At 42.8% G+C, this 20,336-nt stretch carries 20 protein-coding genes; 13 read left to right on the top strand and 7 right to left on the bottom strand.

Translation table 11 applies throughout. The features are described from left to right. Positions 1 to 3 precede the first annotated feature (3 nt). Both cobD and NWP21_RS02915 read right to left on the bottom strand, forming a co-directional pair. On the bottom strand, positions 4 to 1,086 hold the full coding sequence (gene cobD / locus NWP21_RS02920; RefSeq protein WP_280791543.1) for a threonine-phosphate decarboxylase CobD: 1,083 nt from the start codon (positions 1,084 to 1,086) through the stop codon (positions 4 to 6). A 26-nt stretch (positions 1,087 to 1,112) separates the two neighbouring features. After that, on the bottom strand, positions 1,113 to 1,406 hold the full coding sequence (locus NWP21_RS02915; protein ID WP_200989291.1) for an HU family DNA-binding protein: 294 nt from the start codon (positions 1,404 to 1,406) through the stop codon (positions 1,113 to 1,115). A gap of 438 nt (positions 1,407 to 1,844) precedes the next feature. On the opposite strand from NWP21_RS02915, the gene NWP21_RS02910 reads away from it, so the two are divergent. Then, complete coding sequence (locus NWP21_RS02910) at positions 1,845 to 3,137, top strand: sugar ABC transporter substrate-binding protein (protein WP_271732499.1); 1,293 nt, start codon at positions 1,845 to 1,847, stop codon at positions 3,135 to 3,137. 45 nt (positions 3,138 to 3,182) lie between these two features. Here the strand turns inward: NWP21_RS02910 and NWP21_RS02905 are convergent, their stop codons facing one another. From NWP21_RS02905 to NWP21_RS02895, 3 genes are all read right to left on the bottom strand, one after another. Then, positions 3,183 to 4,436 carry a folylpolyglutamate synthase/dihydrofolate synthase family protein gene (locus NWP21_RS02905; protein ID WP_280791542.1) on the bottom strand — a complete coding sequence of 418 codons (1,254 nt, stop codon included), beginning with the start codon at positions 4,434 to 4,436 and terminating at the stop codon, positions 3,183 to 3,185. A gap of 119 nt (positions 4,437 to 4,555) precedes the next feature. After that, positions 4,556 to 4,681, bottom strand: coding sequence for a photosystem II protein Y (locus tag NWP21_RS02900; RefSeq protein WP_271763770.1), 126 nt, complete (start codon positions 4,679 to 4,681; stop codon positions 4,556 to 4,558). 185 nt (positions 4,682 to 4,866) lie between these two features. After that, positions 4,867 to 5,397, bottom strand: coding sequence for a gamma carbonic anhydrase family protein (locus NWP21_RS02895; protein WP_280791541.1), 531 nt, complete (start codon positions 5,395 to 5,397; stop codon positions 4,867 to 4,869). Positions 5,398 to 5,636: 239 nt separating this feature from the next. Here NWP21_RS02895 and NWP21_RS02890 point away from each other — a divergent pair, with 239 nt between their 5' ends. The 5 genes from NWP21_RS02890 (at position 5,637) to NWP21_RS02870 (ending at position 9,687) form a co-directional block, all read left to right on the top strand. After that, a complete protein-coding gene (locus NWP21_RS02890) occupies positions 5,637 to 6,149 on the top strand; it encodes a TIGR02652 family protein (protein WP_280791540.1) in 513 nt (170 codons plus the stop codon). Between the two features lie 67 nt (positions 6,150 to 6,216). Next, positions 6,217 to 6,645, top strand: coding sequence for a VOC family protein (locus NWP21_RS02885; protein WP_280791539.1), 429 nt, complete (start codon positions 6,217 to 6,219; stop codon positions 6,643 to 6,645). Between the two features lie 105 nt (positions 6,646 to 6,750). Then, the gene (locus NWP21_RS02880) at positions 6,751 to 7,263 is read left to right on the top strand and encodes a plastocyanin/azurin family copper-binding protein (RefSeq protein WP_280791538.1); all 513 of its coding nucleotides are present in this window, start codon (positions 6,751 to 6,753) and stop codon (positions 7,261 to 7,263) included. A 94-nt stretch (positions 7,264 to 7,357) separates the two neighbouring features. Next, on the top strand, positions 7,358 to 8,185 hold the full coding sequence (gene map / locus NWP21_RS02875; protein WP_271732506.1) for a type I methionyl aminopeptidase: 828 nt from the start codon (positions 7,358 to 7,360) through the stop codon (positions 8,183 to 8,185). Between the two features lie 107 nt (positions 8,186 to 8,292). Next, positions 8,293 to 9,687, top strand: a complete 1,395-nt coding sequence (locus tag NWP21_RS02870; RefSeq protein WP_280791537.1) for an amidase — start codon at positions 8,293 to 8,295, stop codon at positions 9,685 to 9,687. Positions 9,688 to 9,745: 58 nt separating this feature from the next. Here the strand turns inward: NWP21_RS02870 and ilvC are convergent, their stop codons facing one another. Next, positions 9,746 to 10,741 carry a ketol-acid reductoisomerase gene (gene ilvC / locus NWP21_RS02865; protein WP_280791536.1) on the bottom strand — a complete coding sequence of 332 codons (996 nt, stop codon included), beginning with the start codon at positions 10,739 to 10,741 and terminating at the stop codon, positions 9,746 to 9,748. A 701-nt stretch (positions 10,742 to 11,442) separates the two neighbouring features. Between ilvC and NWP21_RS02860 the strand changes: the two genes are divergently transcribed. The 4 genes from NWP21_RS02860 to NWP21_RS02845 all read left to right on the top strand — a co-directional run bounded on the left by NWP21_RS02860 (position 11,443) and on the right by NWP21_RS02845 (position 16,238). Beyond that, positions 11,443 to 12,453, top strand: a complete 1,011-nt coding sequence (locus NWP21_RS02860) for an iron ABC transporter substrate-binding protein (protein ID WP_348519749.1) — start codon at positions 11,443 to 11,445, stop codon at positions 12,451 to 12,453. Positions 12,454 to 12,456: 3 nt separating this feature from the next. Beyond that, on the top strand, positions 12,457 to 14,076 hold the full coding sequence (locus NWP21_RS02855; RefSeq protein ID WP_280791535.1) for an iron ABC transporter permease: 1,620 nt from the start codon (positions 12,457 to 12,459) through the stop codon (positions 14,074 to 14,076). Positions 14,077 to 14,105: 29 nt separating this feature from the next. Next, positions 14,106 to 15,146: an ABC transporter ATP-binding protein gene (locus NWP21_RS02850; RefSeq protein WP_271732511.1), complete on the top strand. Its 1,041-nt coding sequence runs from the start codon at positions 14,106 to 14,108 to the stop codon at positions 15,144 to 15,146. Between the two features lie 81 nt (positions 15,147 to 15,227). After that, on the top strand, positions 15,228 to 16,238 hold the full coding sequence (locus tag NWP21_RS02845; RefSeq protein WP_280791534.1) for a DNA cytosine methyltransferase: 1,011 nt from the start codon (positions 15,228 to 15,230) through the stop codon (positions 16,236 to 16,238). Here NWP21_RS02845 and NWP21_RS02840 read toward each other — a convergent pair. Then, positions 16,228 to 17,562 (bottom strand): FAD-binding oxidoreductase, encoded by a 1,335-nt coding sequence (locus NWP21_RS02840; protein WP_280791533.1) that lies wholly within the window; start codon positions 17,560 to 17,562, stop codon positions 16,228 to 16,230. The genes NWP21_RS02845 and NWP21_RS02840 overlap by 11 nt on opposite strands. A gap of 405 nt (positions 17,563 to 17,967) precedes the next feature. Between NWP21_RS02840 and NWP21_RS02835 the strand changes: the two genes are divergently transcribed. The 3 genes from NWP21_RS02835 to NWP21_RS02825 all read left to right on the top strand — a co-directional run. Then, positions 17,968 to 18,756, top strand: a complete 789-nt coding sequence (locus tag NWP21_RS02835; protein ID WP_280791532.1) for a DUF1868 domain-containing protein — start codon at positions 17,968 to 17,970, stop codon at positions 18,754 to 18,756. Between the two features lie 372 nt (positions 18,757 to 19,128). Next, complete coding sequence (locus NWP21_RS02830) at positions 19,129 to 19,590, top strand: PIN domain-containing protein (RefSeq protein ID WP_280791531.1); 462 nt, start codon at positions 19,129 to 19,131, stop codon at positions 19,588 to 19,590. Between the two features lie 497 nt (positions 19,591 to 20,087). Beyond that, positions 20,088 to 20,336: MerR family DNA-binding transcriptional regulator (locus tag NWP21_RS02825; RefSeq protein ID WP_280791530.1), on the top strand; the 249-nt coding region annotated here is incomplete at its 3' end.

Below are 20,336 nucleotides of genomic sequence, written 5' to 3'. Positions count from 1 at the left end.
TGGTTATTGGTCAACAGTCAAGGAATATAAGGCTGTGAGCAGACGTTGGTTATCAGACTCCGAACGGACAGCAACCCGGAAAAAGCGATCGCCTAATTCTTTAAAGCTGAGGCAATCACGAATTAAAATTTGGTGATGCTGGAGTAATTGTTGTTGTAATTGAGAACTTGATGATTGTGATCCTACTAGTAGGAAGTTAGCACTGCCTTCTAGAGGCTGCAAACCTGGAATTGAGGTTAAACCTTGAAAAAGTTGGTTTCTTGCCTGTGGTAGCCATTTCCAGGTGCGCTCTTGAAACTCTTGATCTTGGATAGCGGCAATGGCGGCGGCGGCGGCCAGGGTGTTTACAGGCCAGGGATCTCGCCATGATTGCCATTGAGCCAGACGGTCAGGGTGGGCGATCGCATAGCCTAATCTCAGTCCGGGGAGACTGTAAAATTTCGTTAGCGATCGCAATACTACGAGATTTGGATATTCTTGCACCATTCCAATGAGACTTTGTTCCTCATCGGGGGGGAGAAAATCCATAAATGCCTCATCCAGCACCACCAAGGAATATTGCTCTAAATAAGGCAAAATCGCCCCCCTGTAGAATAACCTCCCTGTGGGGTTATGAGGATTATTTAGCAATAATCCATAACTTCCTGGTGAAGATAAAGGATATGAAGCAGAATTTATTCCTATTTCCCATTGTCCAGTTGTCAAAGAAAGGGGAAACTCCAGGATATTAGCATTATATGCCGTTAGTGTTCGGTAATAATCGCCAAAGGCTGGAGTAACTAAGGATGTTGCGGATAAATTCGCTAACTCTCTCCCGGCTAAAGTCAGTAATTCCGCTGAACCATTCCCTGGCAAAATCCACTCAGAAGGTAATTTATGAAAGCCTCCTAAAGCAACTCTAAGTTCACTGTAATCTGGTTGTGGATAGTGCCTAAGATTACTAATTTGGGAATAAATAGCCGCGATCGCGCTATTTGGTGGTCCCAAAGGACTGATGCTGGCAGAAAAATCCAGAATACCTTCAGGTGGACAGCCAGCTAGTGCTGCCGCCCAGGCTAAATTTCCACCGTGAACTGGTTGCTGCATCAATAAGAGGTTCCCTAAAACGTTATCTATTCTTTGGGTTCTTTTGGGGGTGCAACCTTTTCTCTAAACAGCTTACCAGCCGAGAAAGCAGGAACCCTAGTGGCAGGAATTTCCATCTTTTCGTTAGTTTTGGGGTTGCGACCTTCACGAGCCTTGCGTTCTCGTGATTCAAAGGAGCCAAATCCTACTAATGTTACTTTATCCCCAGAAGAGACAGCTTCAATAATAGTCTCCAAAGCAGCAGTTAACACAGCATCGGCTTGTTTTTTAGTAACACTAGCCTTTTCAGACACTGCATCAACTAATTCACCCTTGTTCATATCAAACTCCTTGATCTTTGCTTGAGATTCTCGACAGTTGCACTGTGTGGCATCTTTGATTAATTCTCCCTAGAGAGAATTAGAAAAGTCGCTCTTTGGGATTCTTGATGTTAGAAATACCTGTATATCCCATCAGATCGACTTTTCAATGAATCATTCTAAGGTGTTGTAGCCTGAACTGGATAGATGAAACCATTAATTTATATAGATTTCGGGTTTTTTTGTGCTTTTTCAGTAAATTTAAACCACAAAATATACAGATAAATTACCGCAATACTGAAAAATGCCCCAGATTTTTTTAGCTTTTGCTCTCAACCTGGTCATGGGTTAAGAGCAGATTAACATGATCAACTGACTGATACTTGACAATTTTTGATAGACTAAGCAACTGATTTTAACAACTTTTTCACCCCTTGCAAATGTAATCATCAGGCTAAAATGATCCGATTGCGAAAATTCAAACAACTAGTTATTTGGGCATTGGTAGGCTTACTTACTAGTTGGTTAGTAAGTTGTAATACTGCTAATAATACAGTATCTCCTGCGGGTACACAAGCAACTGTTGAGTTTTGGACGATGCAACTCCAACCTCAATTTACTGACTATTTCCAAGGTTTGATTGCTAATTTTGAAACGGAAAATCCTGGTATCAAGGTCAACTGGGTTGATGTGCCCTGGGCGGCAATGGAGAACAAAATTTTAACATCTGTCTCAGCAAATACACCACCTGATGTCGTCAATCTCAATCCAGTTTTTGCTTCCCAACTGGCGGGAAGAAATGCTTGGTTAGACTTAGATCCCAAAATTTCTGACCCAGAACGTTCTTCTTATCTACCGAATATTTGGAAAGCTAGCACCCTGAATGGTAAAAGTTTTGGTATCCCCTGGTACTTGACTACCAGGCTAAATATTTATAACACTGATTTATTACAACAGGCAGGTATTAATAAAGTACCGTCAACCTATGCAGAATTGGCAGATGTCGCCCAGAAAATTAAAGACCAGACGGGTAAATATGCCTTTTTTGTCACTTTTGTACCCCAAGATTCCGGTGAGGTGTTGGAGTCATTTGTACAAATGGGCGTTACCCTAGTCAATGAGCAGGGTAAGGCGGCTTTTAATTCTCCCGAAGGTAAAGCAGCTTTTCAATATTGGGTGAATTTATATCAACAGGGGTTACTTCCCAGGGAGGCTTTAACCCAAGGACATCGCCATGGCATTGATTTATACCAGTCTGGACAAACGGCTTTTTTAGCTTCCGGACCTGAGTTTCTCAATACCATTGCTAGGAATGCTCCCCAAATTGCCAAGGCCTCCGCGATCGCACCCCAGATTACCGGTGATACTGGTAAAAAGAATGTGGCTGTGATGAATTTAGTTGTCCCCCGTGCTAGTCAACATCCCGATGCGGCCGTTAAGTTTGCTTTATTTGTCACCAATGACAAGAATCAGCTAGCCTTTGCTAAAGCTGCTAATGTTTTACCATCCACAAAACAAGCACTGGCAGATAGTTACTTTCAAAATGTCCCTGATACTGCTTCTACAGTGGAACGGGCGAGGGTGATTAGTGCGAAACAATTGCAACAAGCAGAGATTTTAACGCCAACTTTGAAAGATTCTAAACGTCTGCAAAAGGCGATTTATGAAAATTTACAAGCAGCGATGTTAGGTCAAAAAACTGTAGATCAAGCTGTGGAAGATGCGGCGCAAGAATGGAATAATAGGCTATAGTCTGAGATTTTAACCACATCCCCGACTGGTTCAACAGCCGGGGATCTATCCCCCCTGTCTGAAAAAATGACCGATTAAGTAGAGAGAACCACACAAAACAAGTTGATTATTTTTCTCATTAATAGCTGCGTCTAAGGCGGATGTTAAATCTGGATAGGTTTCACATCTGGACAATTCTGGACAAATTTCAACGGCTATTTGGGCTAATTCTCTGGGGTCGGCTGAACTATGATCTGGGACTGGAACTAGATATAATTGGTCTTGCGATCGCAGTAAGGCTTGAAAAATATCTCCATGTTCTTTAGTAGAAAGCATTCCCATCACCCAAGTTAACCCAGGGGTGTGTAAACTGTCTACATAATCTCTTAATGCTTGAGCAGCTGCGGGGTTATGAGCGCCATCAATTAATAATTTGCGGTTTTTCCAACTCACCCATTGCATTCGTCCGGGCCATTGAGTTTTACTCATCCCGTTAACAATCGCTTCTGGGGAAATCTTCCAACCCTGGTTTTGCAGAATTTCTACACCAGCTAAAGCTAAGGCTGAGTTATTTAGTTGAATTTGCCCCTGTAATGGGAGAGGATATTTAATAACCCAGGAGTTTACCTGAGTTTCATATTCAGCCCATCCGGGGGAGATTTCATGAGCAGATTTTGGTGAAATATAAGGGGATTGTAATTCTGCGGCACGCGATCGCACAACTTTTTGGGCATCTGGGGGCAATTTCCCCACCACAACCGGACACCCCGGTTTAATAATACCTGCTTTTTCCCTAGCAATATCCGCCACAGTCGGACCTAATTGCTGCCAATGTTCCCGGCTAATAGATGTAATTATAGTTACTAATGGATCTGAGCAAACATTGGTCGCATCCAAGCGCCCCCCCAAACCCACTTCTATCACGGCCACATCAACTTGAGCTTGAGCAAAATACAACCAAGCAGCGGCGGTAATCACTTCAAACTGGGTTGGGTACTCATCATCAGCTTGAATAGCATCTTGAACTTGTAAGATTAATTGGCTGAACTTCTCACTAGTAATTGGCTGTTTATTAATACAAATGCGTTCAGTCCAATCAACTAAATGAGGAGAGATATAACAGCCAGTCTGATAACCAGCTTCAGTGAGTATAGAGTGAAGATAAGCACAAACAGAACCTTTACCATTAGTACCAGCAACGTGAATTACCGGAACTTGCAGATGGGGGTTACCCAGGTTAGCCAATAGTTTGATAATGCGGGAGAGTCCCAGATTAACGCCAAAATGCTGAAACGGTTTTAGTAAAGAATTTATATCCACAAACAGATGAGAAAGACAAGGTATATGAGGGAATGGGGCGAAAATACCCCATTTCCCCCCAAAAAACGACTGTCCTGAATTAGGGAAACAGCCGATTTTATCGATAATTTTGTTTAAACTTAGGCTTCTTTGTTCAAAAAGTTTTGTACTTGTCTTAAAGCTGCAGCACCAATGTTAAATGCAGCCCAACTACCAGCAATGACAATGGGTGCAAGGACGATGACTATACGGTAATCGATATCCATATCTAGAACTCCTCTTTTAAGTGAAAATTAAAGTTTTATGAACTGTTCTCATGTTTATTTTTAACCTAATTGGCAAATTTTGCTAGTCCCATGGGATTACAAGTTTCAGCGGGGATTGCAATCATGTTAAGCATTGCTGCCTTCAGGCTAATTACCAATATATATTTATATTACAATCTTTGGCACTATTTCTGGTGAGCAAAACCAAGATCATTTCCCTTTCCCCCATGAACTAAAGCTAACTTTTTGTAACGTTCCGCGTGTTCTATCAGTTCTGCGGCTTCGTTTTCTGGAACTGGGCGCAATACCTTACCAGGAACACCGACCACTAGAGACCGAGGGGGGACATTCTTAGTTACCACCGCGCCAGCACCAACGATGCTACCATGACCCACTCTCACCCCATCTAAAATAATTGCACCAATGCCAATCAAGCAGCCATATTCAATGTGGGCAGAATGTACCACGGCGCGATGGCCGATAGTGACATGATGTTCTAGAATTGTTGGTGAACCAGGGTCACCATGTAAAATTGCCCCATCTTGAATGTTTGTACATTCCCCAATGTCAATGCGTTCTACATCTCCCCTAACTACTGCACCATACCAAATGCTGACCCCGGCTTGAATGTTTACCGAACCTATAACCACAGCATTGGCGGCGATGAAAGCTGCTTGAGAAAAATCGGGAGATGGCCAGTAAGAAGTTGTAGACACGATAGAATATGAATATGGTACCCACCGAACACTGGAGAAGCTCTAAAGTTTGAGGCTTGCTGCACAACCAGAATATCACAGTGTCACCTCTCTCATCTGAGTCAGATGCTAGTGAAGATTGTTTACGCTGAAACTCGGTTTCTTTGCAGCAATGAGCAAGCCTCGATAATAGAGGAGCCGAAGTGTCAAATCCAACTCGCTGGTGCTGGTGAAAACGAAAATATGTTTTTATGCACTTCATGATCAATCCAGGCTTGCAGTACCCTATATTTGGCCCTGACATTCAGTGTCCCCACTGTCGTCAGTCTATTCCGGCTCTGACACTCACAGATACTTATTTGTGTCCCCGTCATGGTGCTTTTGAGGCCAACCCTAAAAATGGAGAGTTAGTTCACCTCCAGTCGGGTCGTCATTGGCGACGCTGGAATAATGAATGGTATAGACAGCATACCCATCCCGATGGCATTCGCTTTGAAATCCACGAGGCATTGGATAAGCTGTATACTCAAGGTTACAGGGCAACACGGGTAATTATTGCTCAACGTTATCAGGAGTTGATGAGTGGCTATCTAGAACGTAGCACCCCTTGGCGTTCTGGAGACCCGGAAGCTACCTCAGCACGATTATATGGCTTACCCGTGGATTTTAGCCCCGATGCTTCCCAAGATCCCTGTTGGAATGTGATTAATTTTGATCTGGAAAAGGAACCTGGTGTACCTGTACGCTATCCCTATTTCCGATTATTTGAGTAACAGATGTAGAGACAATTGATCAATTGTCTCTACCAGGGGGGTGTCCATGACGGATGACTAAATTATTATGCATCACGCTTCGATTCGCACTGCTAATATTCATCGGGCGATCGCATTCTATGAACTGTTAGGGTTTACAGTTTGTGAGCGCTTCACCACAGGCTATACTCTGGCTTGTTGGATGGAAGGTTTAGGGGGAAGAATCGAATTAATCCAAATTCCTCAACCTAAACCCGCACCAGATGCTTTTACCGATGAGCATTATGTGGGTTATTATCATCTGTCTTTTGATTTAACTACAATTACATCCGATTTACCCGGCTGGTTGACAAGTTTACAATCACGTGTTAATTGTGCAGAGAATTTACCACCCCTGAAAGTACTTTTAGAACCCACTCAGCAGCAAATAGGCGATCGCATTTGGGAGGTGGCTTTTATTGCTGATACCGATGGTTTACCCCTGGAATTTATTCGCTGTCTGGCTCAACTTGATTAGTTACAGGGTGTATTAAACCATGCTAGGATTATTCTGGTTTTTTTGTAACATTGTCAAAATTAGTTAATATATTATACCCTTGGCAAAATTTGGTTTAACTACTCAATGACTCGGTTATTTACAGAATTTTATCAAAATATATTCTACCCAATTCTACCTAATGTACTGCGTTTAATTCGCCAGTTCACTTTCCTATGTTTGCTGCTGTGCTTAGTTTTTGCGCTTCAGAGCCAGGCGATCGCCGCTGATTTTACAGATAATTTACTTAAACAGCCACCTAGAGAAATTACGATTAGTTTAGGTAATTCCGCTAATGAACTCAAATTTGAACCAGATCATTTAGAATTTGTCCCTGGTAAACGCTATCTATTACACCTAAATAATCCCAGCCAACTGAAACATTATTTCACAGCCAAAGATTTTGCTGATGGTATCTGGACGCAAAAAGTCGAAGCTGGCAAAGTAGAAGTCAAAGGCGCAATTCATGAACTAGAACTCAAACCCGGTGCAGAAGCGCAATGGTTCTTTGTGCCCATCAAACCCGGAAAATATAGCTTAAACTGTTCTATAGCCGGACATACAGCAGCAGGAATGACAGGAGAAATTGCTATACAGTAACTGATGACAGCAATCGCAAACCAGGCTTGGTAAAAATAAGGTAACTTAAATTTATAGCCATATCAGTCAGTCATCAGTAATTATTAAACTCTCCATGAACATTCTCAGTAACCTGCTCTCCCAAAAAACTCAGCCCCAAACCACACCAAAACAACACCGGGGAATTGAAATTAAATCCCCCCGGGAAATTGAAACCATGCGGCAATCAGCTAAAATTGTAGCTACCGTACTCAAAGAAATTTCTGAGATGGTCAAGCCGGGTATGACTACAGCTGATTTGGACGCTTACGCTGAAAACCGCATCCGGGAAATGGGCGCTACACCCAGCTTTAAAGGCTATCATGGCTTTACCGGTTCCATTTGTGCCAGTATTAATCATGAAGTTGTCCATGGTATCCCCAGCACTAAGAAAGTAATTCAAACCGGGGATGTGTTAAAAGTAGATACCGGTGCTTATTACGAAGGTTTTCATGGTGATTCTTGTATTACCATCGCCGTGGGAGATGTCACACCAGATGCTGCTAAACTCATCCGCGTTGCAGAAGAAGCACTTTATAAAGGTATTGAACAGGTAAAGGCGGGTGCTTATTTACTTGACTTAGCCGGAGCCATAGAAGACCATGTAAAAAGTAATGGTTTTAGTGTGGTGGAAGGATTTACAGGGCATGGTGTAGGTCGGAATTTACACGAAGAACCTTCAGTTTTTAACTACCGCACCCGGGAAATGCCAAATGTGAAACTCCGCGCAGGAATGACTTTAGCAATTGAACCAATTTTAAATGCAGGTTCTAAGCATACTAGAATATTGTCTGACAGGTGGACTGCTGTAACTGTAGATAATTCTCTATCAGCCCAGTTTGAACATACGGTTTTAGTGACGGAAACAGGTTACGAGATTTTAACAGACCGCACCCAAGTTTAATATACATAGTTTTGGGGACTCCGGTCCCTAATACAAACTTGGAGGTTATATAACTCCAGTGATAAGTAAATATACTATTATCAATAGATATTTTAATCAGTCAAAATATGAATAACAATGATTTAGCTTTTACCCCAGCCCTAGAATTAGCCAAGCTGATTCGTAGTCGGGAACTATCACCCCTGGAATTAGTAGAGTTATATTTAAACCGCATTGAGCAGTTTAACCCCCAACTGGGAAGTTATTTTACAGTCACAGCAGAACAAGCGATCGCCGATGCTCAGGCTAAAACAGAAATATTAACAACCACCTCAGAACTACCGCCATTTTTCGGTGTCCCCATTTCCATTAAAGACCTCAACGCCGTGGCTGGTGTACCCTGTACCTATGGGAGTCCTGCTTTATTACAAAACATCCCTAACTACGATGATGGCGTAGTCACTCGCATTAAACAAGCTGGATTTATTATCCTGGGTAAAACCGCCACCTCAGAACTAGGTTCATTTCCTTACACCGAACCTACAGGATTTCCCCCAGCGAGAAACCCTTGGAATTTAGAATACACCCCCGGCGGTTCCAGTGGCGGTGCTGCTGCAGCGGTAGCAGCGGGGTTGTGTGCTATAGCCCAAGGTTCCGACGGTGGCGGCTCTATTCGCGGTCCCGCGGCTTGCTGTGGTTTAGTCGGTATAAAACCATCACGGGGTAGAGTCACCCATGCACCCGTAGGAAGTCCCGTAGCTGGACTTGGTACTAATGGACCGATCGCCCGGACGGTAGCAGATGCAGCCGCCCTTTTAGATGTCATGTCTGGTTATGTCACAGGTGATCCTTACTGGTTACCAGATCCTCAAACTTCCTTCCTCGCCGCTACCACAGAGAAACTCAGTAATTTACGCATCGCCTTTAGTACCAGTATCCACCCCCTGGGATCAGCTGATGCTAACTGTCAGCAAGGGGTAATGCAAACAGTAGAATTATTAGCACAATTAGGTCATACTATAGAAGAGAAGTCCCTTGATTTGAGTGGGTTAGTAGAACCATTTCAAACTGTGTGGCAAGGTGCTGTCGCTGCATCAAGAATACCACCGGAAGCATTACAGCCGGTGAATCGCTTTCTCTTCTCCCGCATAGGTTCTGTGGGTGAGTATCTCCGGGCGGTTTCCCAAATGCAAATCCTAGCCAGGCAAATTGTGGCGTTTTTAGATACCGTAGATGTACTAGTATTGCCTGTATATTTACGTTCACCCATTCGGGTGGGCGAATGGGCTGATTTAACTCCAGAAGAGACATTCCAAAAAATTATCCACTGGGTAGCACCTTGTCCCGCTGCTAACGCCACGGGACAACCCGCTATAGCAATTCCTGTGGGTTTTGATGCTAACGGCTTACCTATGAGTGTACAGCTAGTGGGCAAACCCGCGGCGGAATCCACTTTAATTACTCTAGCAGCGCAATTAGAAGCCGCCAACCCTTGGATTCAACATCGACCCAACTTGGTATAGAAACACCAAGGACACCATAATATTGCGTAATTCCCCATGGGGAATTACGCAAGCTCAATTACACTTTCTTTAACCAGCTAAACATGGCGCGTAAATCTTTACCAACTTCCTCAATGGGGTGTTCAGCTTCTTGGCGGCGCATAGCGGTAAATCCTGGTTTACCAGCTTGGTTTTCTAAGACAAATTCCCGCGCAAATTGCCCAGATTGAATTTCGCTGAGGATTTTCTTCATTTCCGCTTTGGTAGTTTCGTTCACTACCCTAGGTCCACGGGTGTAGTCGCCATACTCAGCAGTGTTAGAAATACTATCGCGCATTTGGGCTAGTCCCCCTTCCACAACTAAGTCAACAATCAGTTTGACTTCGTGCAGACATTCAAAATAAGCTAACTCTGGTTGATAACCAGCTTCTACTAAGGTTTCAAATCCAGCTTTAATTAGGGCGCTTAAACCACCACATAATACCGCTTGTTCACCAAACAAATCTGTTTCGGTTTCTTCCCGGAATGTAGTCTCTAAAATACCAGCCCTTGTACCACCAATACCTCTAGCATAAGCCATGGCGCGATCGCGTGCCTGACCGCTAGCATTTTGATAAACTGCAAACAGCGCCGGTACCCCTTGTCCTTGCTCATAAGTCCGGCGTACTAAATGTCCCGGTCCTTTGGGTGCAACCATCACCACATCTACATTAGCAGGTGGGACGACTTGGCTAAAGTGAATATTAAAGCCATGGGCGAAGGCCAGAACATTACCAGCTTCTAGATTTGGTTCAATTTCGTTTTTGTAAACTGTCTTTTGGACTTCATCCGGTAATAAAATCATGATGAAATCAGCAGCTTTCGCAGCATCGGCTACAGATTTCACAGTTAAACCAGCTGCTTCCGCTTTGACTGCTGACTTACTACCCGGATATAGTCCCACAATCACATTTAAACCACTATCTTTTAGATTAAGGGCGTGGGCATGACCTTGGGAACCATAGCCAATAATGGCAATAGTTTTTCCAGCCAAAAGGTCTAAATTGGCATCTTCGTCATAATACATCCGGGCCATATGCATCTCCTGTCAGCAGCATTGTCATTAATTAGCAGGCTTTTGATCATACCTTAAATTGAGTAACTACAGACAGATCAATTTATAGACCTCTTATAGCCTCGATTATACGTCCGCTTCCTAGGCTCACTCAGCGATCGCCCCACTATCCCTGAAATTTCCATCACAATGCATTGCACCCCAGGGACACCCAAAATGGTTGATAGCCAAAAACTGTTGAGAAACTAAACCTACTCCGTAAAACTCCTACCTACCTAGTTATTCGCGAATAATTCCTATATGGATCTAATTGCTTTTAGAACAAAATTCTGATTTAATAGAAATTAATCTCAAGTACCTAGGGAAGCATAATTAAAACTTATTGTCAATAATATCAACTAAAAAAACAGCATTACCGCAAAATCAGTCATCTTTGCATCCAATTGGTAGGAGGGGAATTTGAAATCACTCACTGAAATTCGCCAACAAAATAAAAAAATTGATTTGAGTAACCTCAATGATTTGGAGAAAACACTACAAATCATGCAGGAAGTAGCAGTCATTTAAGCCGATCTGGCTCTTGGTTAGCTCAGACCAGCAGAACCTGCTCAGAAAAAAGTTGAGAATTCTTCTTGCTTACTAGGACTACTTAATGATAATACTTATAAGTAGTCAAGTCTCTTGAAAAATATTTCTGTTAAGTAAAAATCGAGGGTAAAAAATTGAAAACTTTCTCATTAAAGCAAGTTTCAGCCGGAGCTTTAGCTTTCATGCTCACTTGGGGAATTGGTCTGAGTGTAAATGCACAGACAAAAACTATCACTATCTATTCAGGTAGAGGAGAAAAACTGATTTCGCCCTTACTCGAACAAGCCGAAAAAGACCTGGGTATGAATATCCAAGTGCGTTATGGTGATACTGCGGAGTTGGCTATTGCTCTTGTAGAAGAGGGTAAAAATACCCGTGCTGACTTATTTTTTGCTCAAGATGCAGGTGCTTTAGGCGCGTTAGAAAGACGCAAGCTAACTACAACCATTTCGCCTGACCTACTCAACCAAGTAGATCCGCGCTTTCGTTCTCCCCGGGGAAATTGGATGGGTATTTCTGGACGGGCGCGGGTATTAAACTATAATACGAATCGCGTCCGACAAAGTGAACTACCAAGGTCCATCTGGGACTTAACCAGACCACAATGGCGCGGTAAAGTAGGATGGGCTCCAACTAACGGTTCATTCCAATCATTTGTTACCGCCATGCGCACCCTGGAAGGAGAAACCAGAACTCTGGAATGGCTACGAGCTATGAGAGCTAATGGCACAAAAGTTTACCGCAACAATACTACAATTGTCGAAGCCATAGGACGCGGAGAAGCTGATATCGGTCTCACGAATCATTACTACTTAGCTAACTTCAAAAAAACTAATCCTAATTTCCCTGTGGCGACTCACTACACTAATAAAGACCCAGGATCGATGATTAACATCGCAGGTGTCGCAATTATGGGATCCACCAAGCAAAAATCAGACGTAGAAAGATTTATTGGCTACCTACTCAAACCAAGTTCACAAACATACTTTGCTACACAAACAAATGAATATCCTTTAGTCAAAGGAGTAGCAGGGCCAGCAAATCAAGTACCATTAAGTCAGATTCAGGGGCCAAATATTAACCTTACTAATTTACAAGATTTAGAAGGAACCTTAGAATTGCTACAAGAGGCAGGAGTTTTGTAAAAATTGAAATCATCGGTTCGCCCTCCATTATTTCTCATATTAGCGGCGGGGGTGGTAGCTGTGGCTATTACCCTACCGTTAGTATATTTAGTGATTCGCGCAGTTGGTATTGGGGGGGATGAGTTTTGGGCATTAATCACTCGTCCCCGTAATATTGATGTATTCTTACAGAGTGCTGCTATGGCGGCAACAGTGACTGTATTTTCTGCAGTGATTGCTGTGCCATTAGCTTTTTTAACAGTGCGGACAGACTTACCAGGACGGAAATTTTGGGTAGTGGCCACTACATTACCCTTAGCAGTTCCTAGCTATGTGGGCAGTTTTGCTTTGATTGCCACCTTAGCACCCAGAGGCAGTTTTTTACAAATATTACTAGAACCTTTGGGAGTAGAAGAGTTACCTTCTATTTATGGTTTTCCCGGTGCGGTTTTAGCAATCACTTTGTTTACTTACCCTTACTTACTCCTGAGTGTACGTTCAGGACTACAAGGTATAGACCCTTCTATAGAAGAAGCCGGGCGCAGTCTGGGTTATGGGAGTCACGAAACCTTTTTTAAGGTGGTTCTACCTCAACTGAAACCATCAATAATTGCCGGGGGGTTGTTAGTAGCTTTGTATGCGCTGCGAGATTTCGGTACACCCTCTTTAATGCAGTTTGACTCCTTTACAAGGGTAATTTTCATGCAATACAAAGCTAGCTTTAACCGCAACACAGCCGCAGTGTTATCTTTAATGTTGGTAACACTGGTACTGTTGATTTTATGGCTAGAGTATCGCATGCGATCGCGCGCTGCATATTACACTCGCGGATCCGCCTCCCTGCGTCCCCCCAAAATTGTCAAATTAGGAATTTGGAAATGGCCAGCTCTGGGCTTTTGCCTACTGATCACTAGCTTCGGTGTAGTGTTACCAGTAGGTATCACCTTATTTTGGCTAATTCGCGGGATCAACAGCGGTTACAACTTCCCCAACTTGTTACCCAGTATCCTCAACTCAGTTTCAGCAGCTGGATTAGCTGCGATCGCTGCTACAATATTTGCCTTACCTGTAGCCATCCTATCAGTCAGATTCCCCACCAAAATCAGCGCCATCATTGAACGCTGCTCATACATCAGTTTTGGCATACCAGGAATTGTCATCGCTTTATCATTAGTCTTTTTTGGGGCTAACTACTTACCCTGGCTATATCAAACATTACCAATGCTGGTATTTGCCTATTTAGTCTTATTTCTGCCCCAATCAATGGGAGGAATACGCACTAGTCTTTTACAAATAAATCCCCAGCTAGAAGAATCAGCACGCAGCCTAGGTAGAACTCCTTGGGAAACCCTAAAAGAAATCACCCTTCCCCTAGTCAAACCAGGTTTAATCAGTGGTGCAGTACTAGTATTTCTCACAGCCATCAAAGAATTACCCGCCACAATGTTACTAGCACCCATAGGCTTTAACACCCTAGCCACAGAAATTTGGCAAGCCACAGAAAACGTAGCTTTTGCCGATGCGGCCGCCGCCTCCCTCACCATGCTGCTAGTTTCCATGGGTTCAACCTTATTAGTACTATCTCAAGAAAACGTTAAAGAAGACAAAGTAATACCTAACCCCAAAACACAACCCAAATTTTAATTTCCTCATCGCTTTATTTCTTATCTACCATGCAACAAGCAATTGTCCAACTAGAAAATATCACCAAGCAGTTTTCCCCAAATGTCCCTCCCGCGGTCAATAACGTCTCCTTAACCCTCCAACAAGGAGATATATTAGGATTACTCGGCCCATCTGGTTGCGGTAAAACTACCCTGTTGCGCATGATTGCCGGCTTTGAGAAGCTGCAATCGGGAACAATTAAAATTGGCGGTAAAATAGTTGGTAACGGTTCTGTTTCTGTTCCCCCCGAACACCGTGACATCGGTATTGTCTTTCAAGACTACGCCCTGTTTCCCCACTTAACCGTCGCCGAAAATGTCGCCTTTGGCTTAAAACATTCCACACCACAGCAAATACAAAAACGTATCAGCCAAGTCATTGAACTAGTCAACCTGCAAGGCTTAGAAAAACGTTACCCTTACGAACTCTCAGGCGGACAGCAGCAACGAGTCGCCCTCGCCCGCGCCTTAGCACCCCAACCTCAACTCATGCTGTTAGATGAACCCTTAAGCAACCTAGATATACAAGTGCGGTTGCGCTTGCGCGAAGAAATCCGAGACATCCTCAAAGCCGCAGGTACATCAGCCATATTTGTTACCCATGACCAAGAAGAAGCGCTAGCAATTTCCGATTTAGTCGGTGTCATGAGACAAGGAAACTTAGAACAAATAGGCACACCAGAAGAAATTTACACTCATCCTGCATCCAGGTTTGTCGCTGAATTTGTCACCCAGGCTAACTTCCTTCCCGCCCGCCGTCAAGGTAATATTTGGGAAACCGAAGTAGGTAATTTTGAATTACCAGTTAACCTCAGCAACGATACCGGCGAAATCATGATCCGTCAGGAAGGCTTAAGATTAGAACCAGCCACTGATTCGGCTGTATTTATTCACAGCCGCAGATTTTTAGGCCGAGAGTATCTCTATTGTTTAAAAACCGCCTCCGGGAAAGAAATTCATGCTCGCACCATCGCTGATATCCCCCTACCCATCGGCGCACGGGTGCAATTATCTGTCCCAAATGATACTGTTCAGGTCTTCACGCCATAGATTTTCACCCCTTAAAGGTTTATAGTTAGGGTTACTGCCCTACTTTTATCTAATTAGTTCTTTAAGATTTGATTTCAAACCTTGACATTCAGACCGCCTTACCTGAACTTTCTAGAAACAGAACTACAACTACCTCAAACAAATAAAACTCAACATTTAGTCATTGATTTATTTGCCGGTTGTGGTGGGTTAGCCCTGGGCTTTGAAGCTACAGGTTTTCCAACAATTGGTTACGAACTTTTAGCAGATGCCTGCGCGACATATCAACATAATCTGCCGAGTGTCTGTCATCAGCTTAATTTAACACCATTATCTGATTTAATTGAGGGAGCTACAGTTATAATTGGCGGTCCCCCTTGTCAACCCTTTAGCGTCAGTGGTCATCAATTAGGCTTAAAAGATAGTCGTGATGGCTTCCCAACTTTTCTTGCTGCTGTTGAGCGTTATCGTCCTCAACTAGCTTTGTTTGAAAATGTCAGGGGAATGCTATTTCGTAATCAGAAATATTTTGCAGAAATTGTTTTAGCCTTAAAAAAACTTGATTACATAGTTGAATGGGAAATTTTAAACGCCGCCCACTATGGTGTACCTCAAAAACGAGAGAGACTGTTTTGTGTAGCACATAAAGGCGGGTGGGAGTGGCCGGAAAAAACACATTTATATTCACCTTACACTGCTGGGGAAGCCTTGGGAGAATTAGCATATTTAGCACCACCTAATTCTAAATTTCTGACTCCTAGCATGGATGAATATATTAAAAAGTATGAGATAGCTTCTAAATGTATCAATCCTAGAGATATTCATTTGGATTCCCCTGTCAGAACAGTCACTTGTAGAAATTTATCCAGTCCAACCGGTGATATGTTACGCATCCGTTTACCAGATGGACGCAGAAGAAGGCTGACAGTTCGTGAGGGCGCGCGTCTACAAAGTTTCCCAGATTGGTTTCAATTTCAAGGTTCCCAAAACAATCAGTTTAACCAGATTGGTAATGCTGTACCTCCTTTATTAGCAAAGGCTTTAGCGAATTCTGTACAAACTTATTTGCACAGGAATCAATACTCTTATCCTCTTCACAGCTTCATTTATTAAATTCTAAAACCTTGCTTTTACCAGGATTCATTAACCCATAAGGATCAACCATTTCCTTAAACTTTAACTGCTCAGGGTCAATCACCTTTCTCCCCCCATCTTCAATAATATATGTGTGGGGATTAGCAATAGATACCCCCTTGGCTTCGTGATAGCGAATAATTTCATTCAGGCGTTCTTCTGTGGTGTAACGCACCAGCTGTAAAGCACCTGGAATTACCCTCCCATTCACTCGGAAAAATTCTAAATGCATCATCACTTCATCACCAAAGTAATGATACATATGCTCTACCAGTTCCAAATTAGGATCAGGCGGAAACATACTTTGTAAGTAGGTAATTGAATGATCTATACTCCGGGCGTGAAGGGTGGTGTGATTCCAAGTAAATTCCCCCAAGTTCAGACTTTTTTCTGCAACTGGTTTTTTATAGGTAATCTGTCCACCATATTGCTGCACTAAACCGGGTAATAATTCTAAACTCGGTTCCGCCAACATTAACAAGACTGAGTGACTACCTTGGGAAATATACTCTTGTAGTGAGTGAAAGTATTCGGGAATGGGCGCTGCAAACACCGCAATTAATTTTTTAATCATCCCATCCGCATTACCCAAGGCTTGCCCAAACCTCCCAGCTGCCATAAAGTCGTTAAAAGTAACAATCACTTCCGCCCAAGGGTAAGCAGGCCCTAAGGGAATTTCCGCCTCAGTAATAATGCCATTGATACCCCAGACATGAGTTACTTTACTCACATCATCACCTCGTAATTCCATGACACGGGGCTGGTCTTCTAAGGTTACCACTCGCAGGGCTAAAATATTACCGCGATCGCCTAACAACCCATATTGTATTGACCCAATCCCCCCACTTCCACCAGCAATAAACCCAGCAATAGTCGCTGTGCGGTATGTCGAGGGTGCCATTCGGATTTCCCAGCCTATTTCCCTAGCTTTTTTATCTATAGCCGCCAACTTCACCCCAGCTTCTACCCGTGCTACCCCCGGTTTTACCCAAGGTATCCCCTGCATCTTCGACATATCTAAAATTACGCCCCCATGTAAAGGCACACACTGCCCATAATTACCAGTTCCCGCACCTCTCACAGTTACAGGGATTTGGGATTCTACACAAGCCTGGGCAACTTTTATTACCTCTTCTTCATTACTGGGACGGACAACCATATCCCCGACTTTTCCTTGCAGCTTTGGTACTAGAACCGGGCTAAAGGTGTGATAATCCTGAGATAATTTCGCCACGTGGCTAGGTTCGGTAATAATTTCTAGACCTGAGAGAGAGTTAATCAGAGTATCTAATATTTTTGTCATAGTTTATATATCCTTTTGCCTTGTCGTATTTTTGACACACTTAACCCACAATGCTATATTAACCCTGCCTCACTTTGCCTTTTAACCTACTTATTTTACGCATCACGACTCATAAACTCACAGCAACTCAGGGGATGAATTGCTGTTCATATCTACCAAACACAGAATAGACTCTTGTGGCAGATGGTTGATATGCCAAGAATGGGTCACCATGCCGACCAGAACCGGCTAACCGTCCGCCCTAGCATCTCCACAAAAAAAGGTAAATTATACTTATTAATTTGTAATAATTATAACTCAAGAATAGAAACATTGAAAAAAAAGTTCAACACTTTTGAAATCACTCTGCATAATCTGAGTAAATTTCCTTAAAATCTATCAAGTGAGAGCGCGAGGCTACTAAGATTGGACGACAACTATCAAACTTACCTAAACCGGGTAGCAAGAATGACGCTACCAGAAGCTTACAGATCCCAAATTCAGCATATTCAGGAATCTGGTAAGTTTCATTTACATTCTGGACTCAGACAACCTACACCTTTTCCTGGGTATTCACTCATTACCCCACCGGGTGACGAAGATGCGAAAAACTCTACCTTCTATACAAAATTACAATCTTACCAGCAGGAACTTTTACAGTTACCTGTCAATAGTGATTTGATTGTCCCCGTACCCCCTACTAGCTTTCATTTGACTTTAGCTGACTTGATTTGGGACAGTGCTTATCTTCATACCTGCGAAAAAAACCCGGAATTTGAACAAGAGTTACGTTTGTGTTGTGCTGAAATCTTGCAGCAATATCAACAATCCATCACAAACCGAACCCATCCGATTCAATGGCAAATGCTCGGACTGATAGTCATGCCGAGAGCCATAGGTGTTTGTTTAGTCCCTCAAGACCAACGTTGTTATGAGCAGATTATTCAATTTCGCCGCCAAATCTATCAAAATCCCAACTTAATAGCTTTGGGTGTTGAACAGCATTATCACCTGACAGCCCACATTACATTGGGCTATTTTGGCGACATTTCCTCAGATTTAGACCGTACAAATTTCACCACTATGCTGTCTGAATTGAATCAGCAATGGCTGGAAAGTTCTCCAGAATTTTTCATCCACTCTGTGGAACTACGGAAATTCGATGACATGACCCACTATTATCGTCAACCAGACTGGCCGAGCTTAAATTTTTAGATTTAACCAAGACTTGGACGGCTAAAAGCCGTCCGTTGGTCTTCCCCATTCCCCGCCTCAAGGAATCAACTCATCAATCAAACCACAATTCCCTTGATCTCAATTGCAGATAATTGGGCTGAACATTACTTCAAGCCTAATTTCACACCCTATCTGAAATCTTGCTGGTTCAGCTTGTATTTAATTATGTTCATACCCAATTGAGATAGCTAAAGCCCATTTATACTTACGACTTGAGTTGTTTAAATTACAGTCTTACTAATTTATTTTTCCCAAAGTAAGTACGTAAACTATCCAGATCAGGAATGTAATATTAATGGCTCTCAGCTGCTTTCTGACGCTATCTTTATTAGACTATAAAGGGGATATCAAGTGATCAGAATTTTATTGGATGCTGATTTAATACTAGAAGCTTTGATGAATCGCCGAGAATTTACAGAAGATATTAGACAATTATTAGACCAAGTAAATCCATCTATTCAGATGTACCTGACACATCTGGGCGCGCAAAAAATTTCCGCCTATGCCAAATGCTTAAATGGTAGTAATATTGCTAAGATGATATTATATTGGTTACAAGAAAAAATTGGAGTCTCTCAGGTTAACCCGCACATTCTCCAAAAGGCACGTTCATTACCCCTGAGGGATTTTGAATCTGCTGTAGAGTTATGCTGTGCTAAGTATTGGCAATTAGATGCAATTGTCACTCATAAACAAGAAGATTTTATATTGTCTACAAATAACTTGTGGGTCTGGTCAATAGCAGACTTGCGCTTACGTGCAAACCTAGAAAATCAGCTACAAGCCACTAGATTTAACATCTCCCATCCTTGAGAGAGAGTCGATTCTCAACAGTTGTAATCTTCCTCAGTAAACCCGGCTTTAAGTGGTATCGTTCTCTATAACTTGTTGTCATATCTTGTTTATTTGATAGTTAACTTACCTCCCCCGTGGGAAAATCAAACCCGATTCCCATAGGACGTTTACAAATGCTAAACTACTTCCATAGCGGTAAAGCTCATATATAAAAAGCGAAGTAGGTAAGCGTGGACAACTCCTGTAAGCCAGGCTTTGCCATCGCTTTTCAAAGACATCTAGAAACCCGGTGGCAAAAATCCTAAATCCTATACAAATGTGGGAGTCTTAGCACCAGTTTCCTTAAATGTCGCATCAAACGCTGTCCGGCGGTCGGTGTACCCTTTTAGATGCGGTAAGTTCTACCATGTCAGCCTCTGGAGTGGACGTGTAACTAATTGTAACTTATTTGCTTAAAACAAGCAAATCTCATTAACTCACGCTACACTAAAAGTAGTTGATTTAATGAGGTTTTGATGCAACATATCACTCCCAAGGAAGCAGCTAAAATCCTTGGTGTCCATGTCTCCAGTCTCAGGAGATGGGAAAACGAAGGTAAGCTTAAAGCAATCCGTACACCAGGCGGTCAAAGGCGGTTCATCCTCGAAGAAGTCGAAAAAATCGGCGGAATACCCCGGACAATTACAACTATTTGCTACGGACGAGTATCGACTCATTCCCAGCAAGACTATTTGCAACGACAACTTGAACACTTACGCACAAGA

Origin of the sequence: Anabaenopsis sp. FSS-46 (genome assembly GCF_029891665.1) — a bacterium.
In the GTDB taxonomy this organism is placed as follows: Bacteria; Cyanobacteriota; Cyanobacteriia; order Cyanobacteriales; family Nostocaceae; genus Anabaenopsis; species Anabaenopsis arnoldii.
This window is presented reverse-complemented; position numbering and strand designations above follow the sequence as displayed.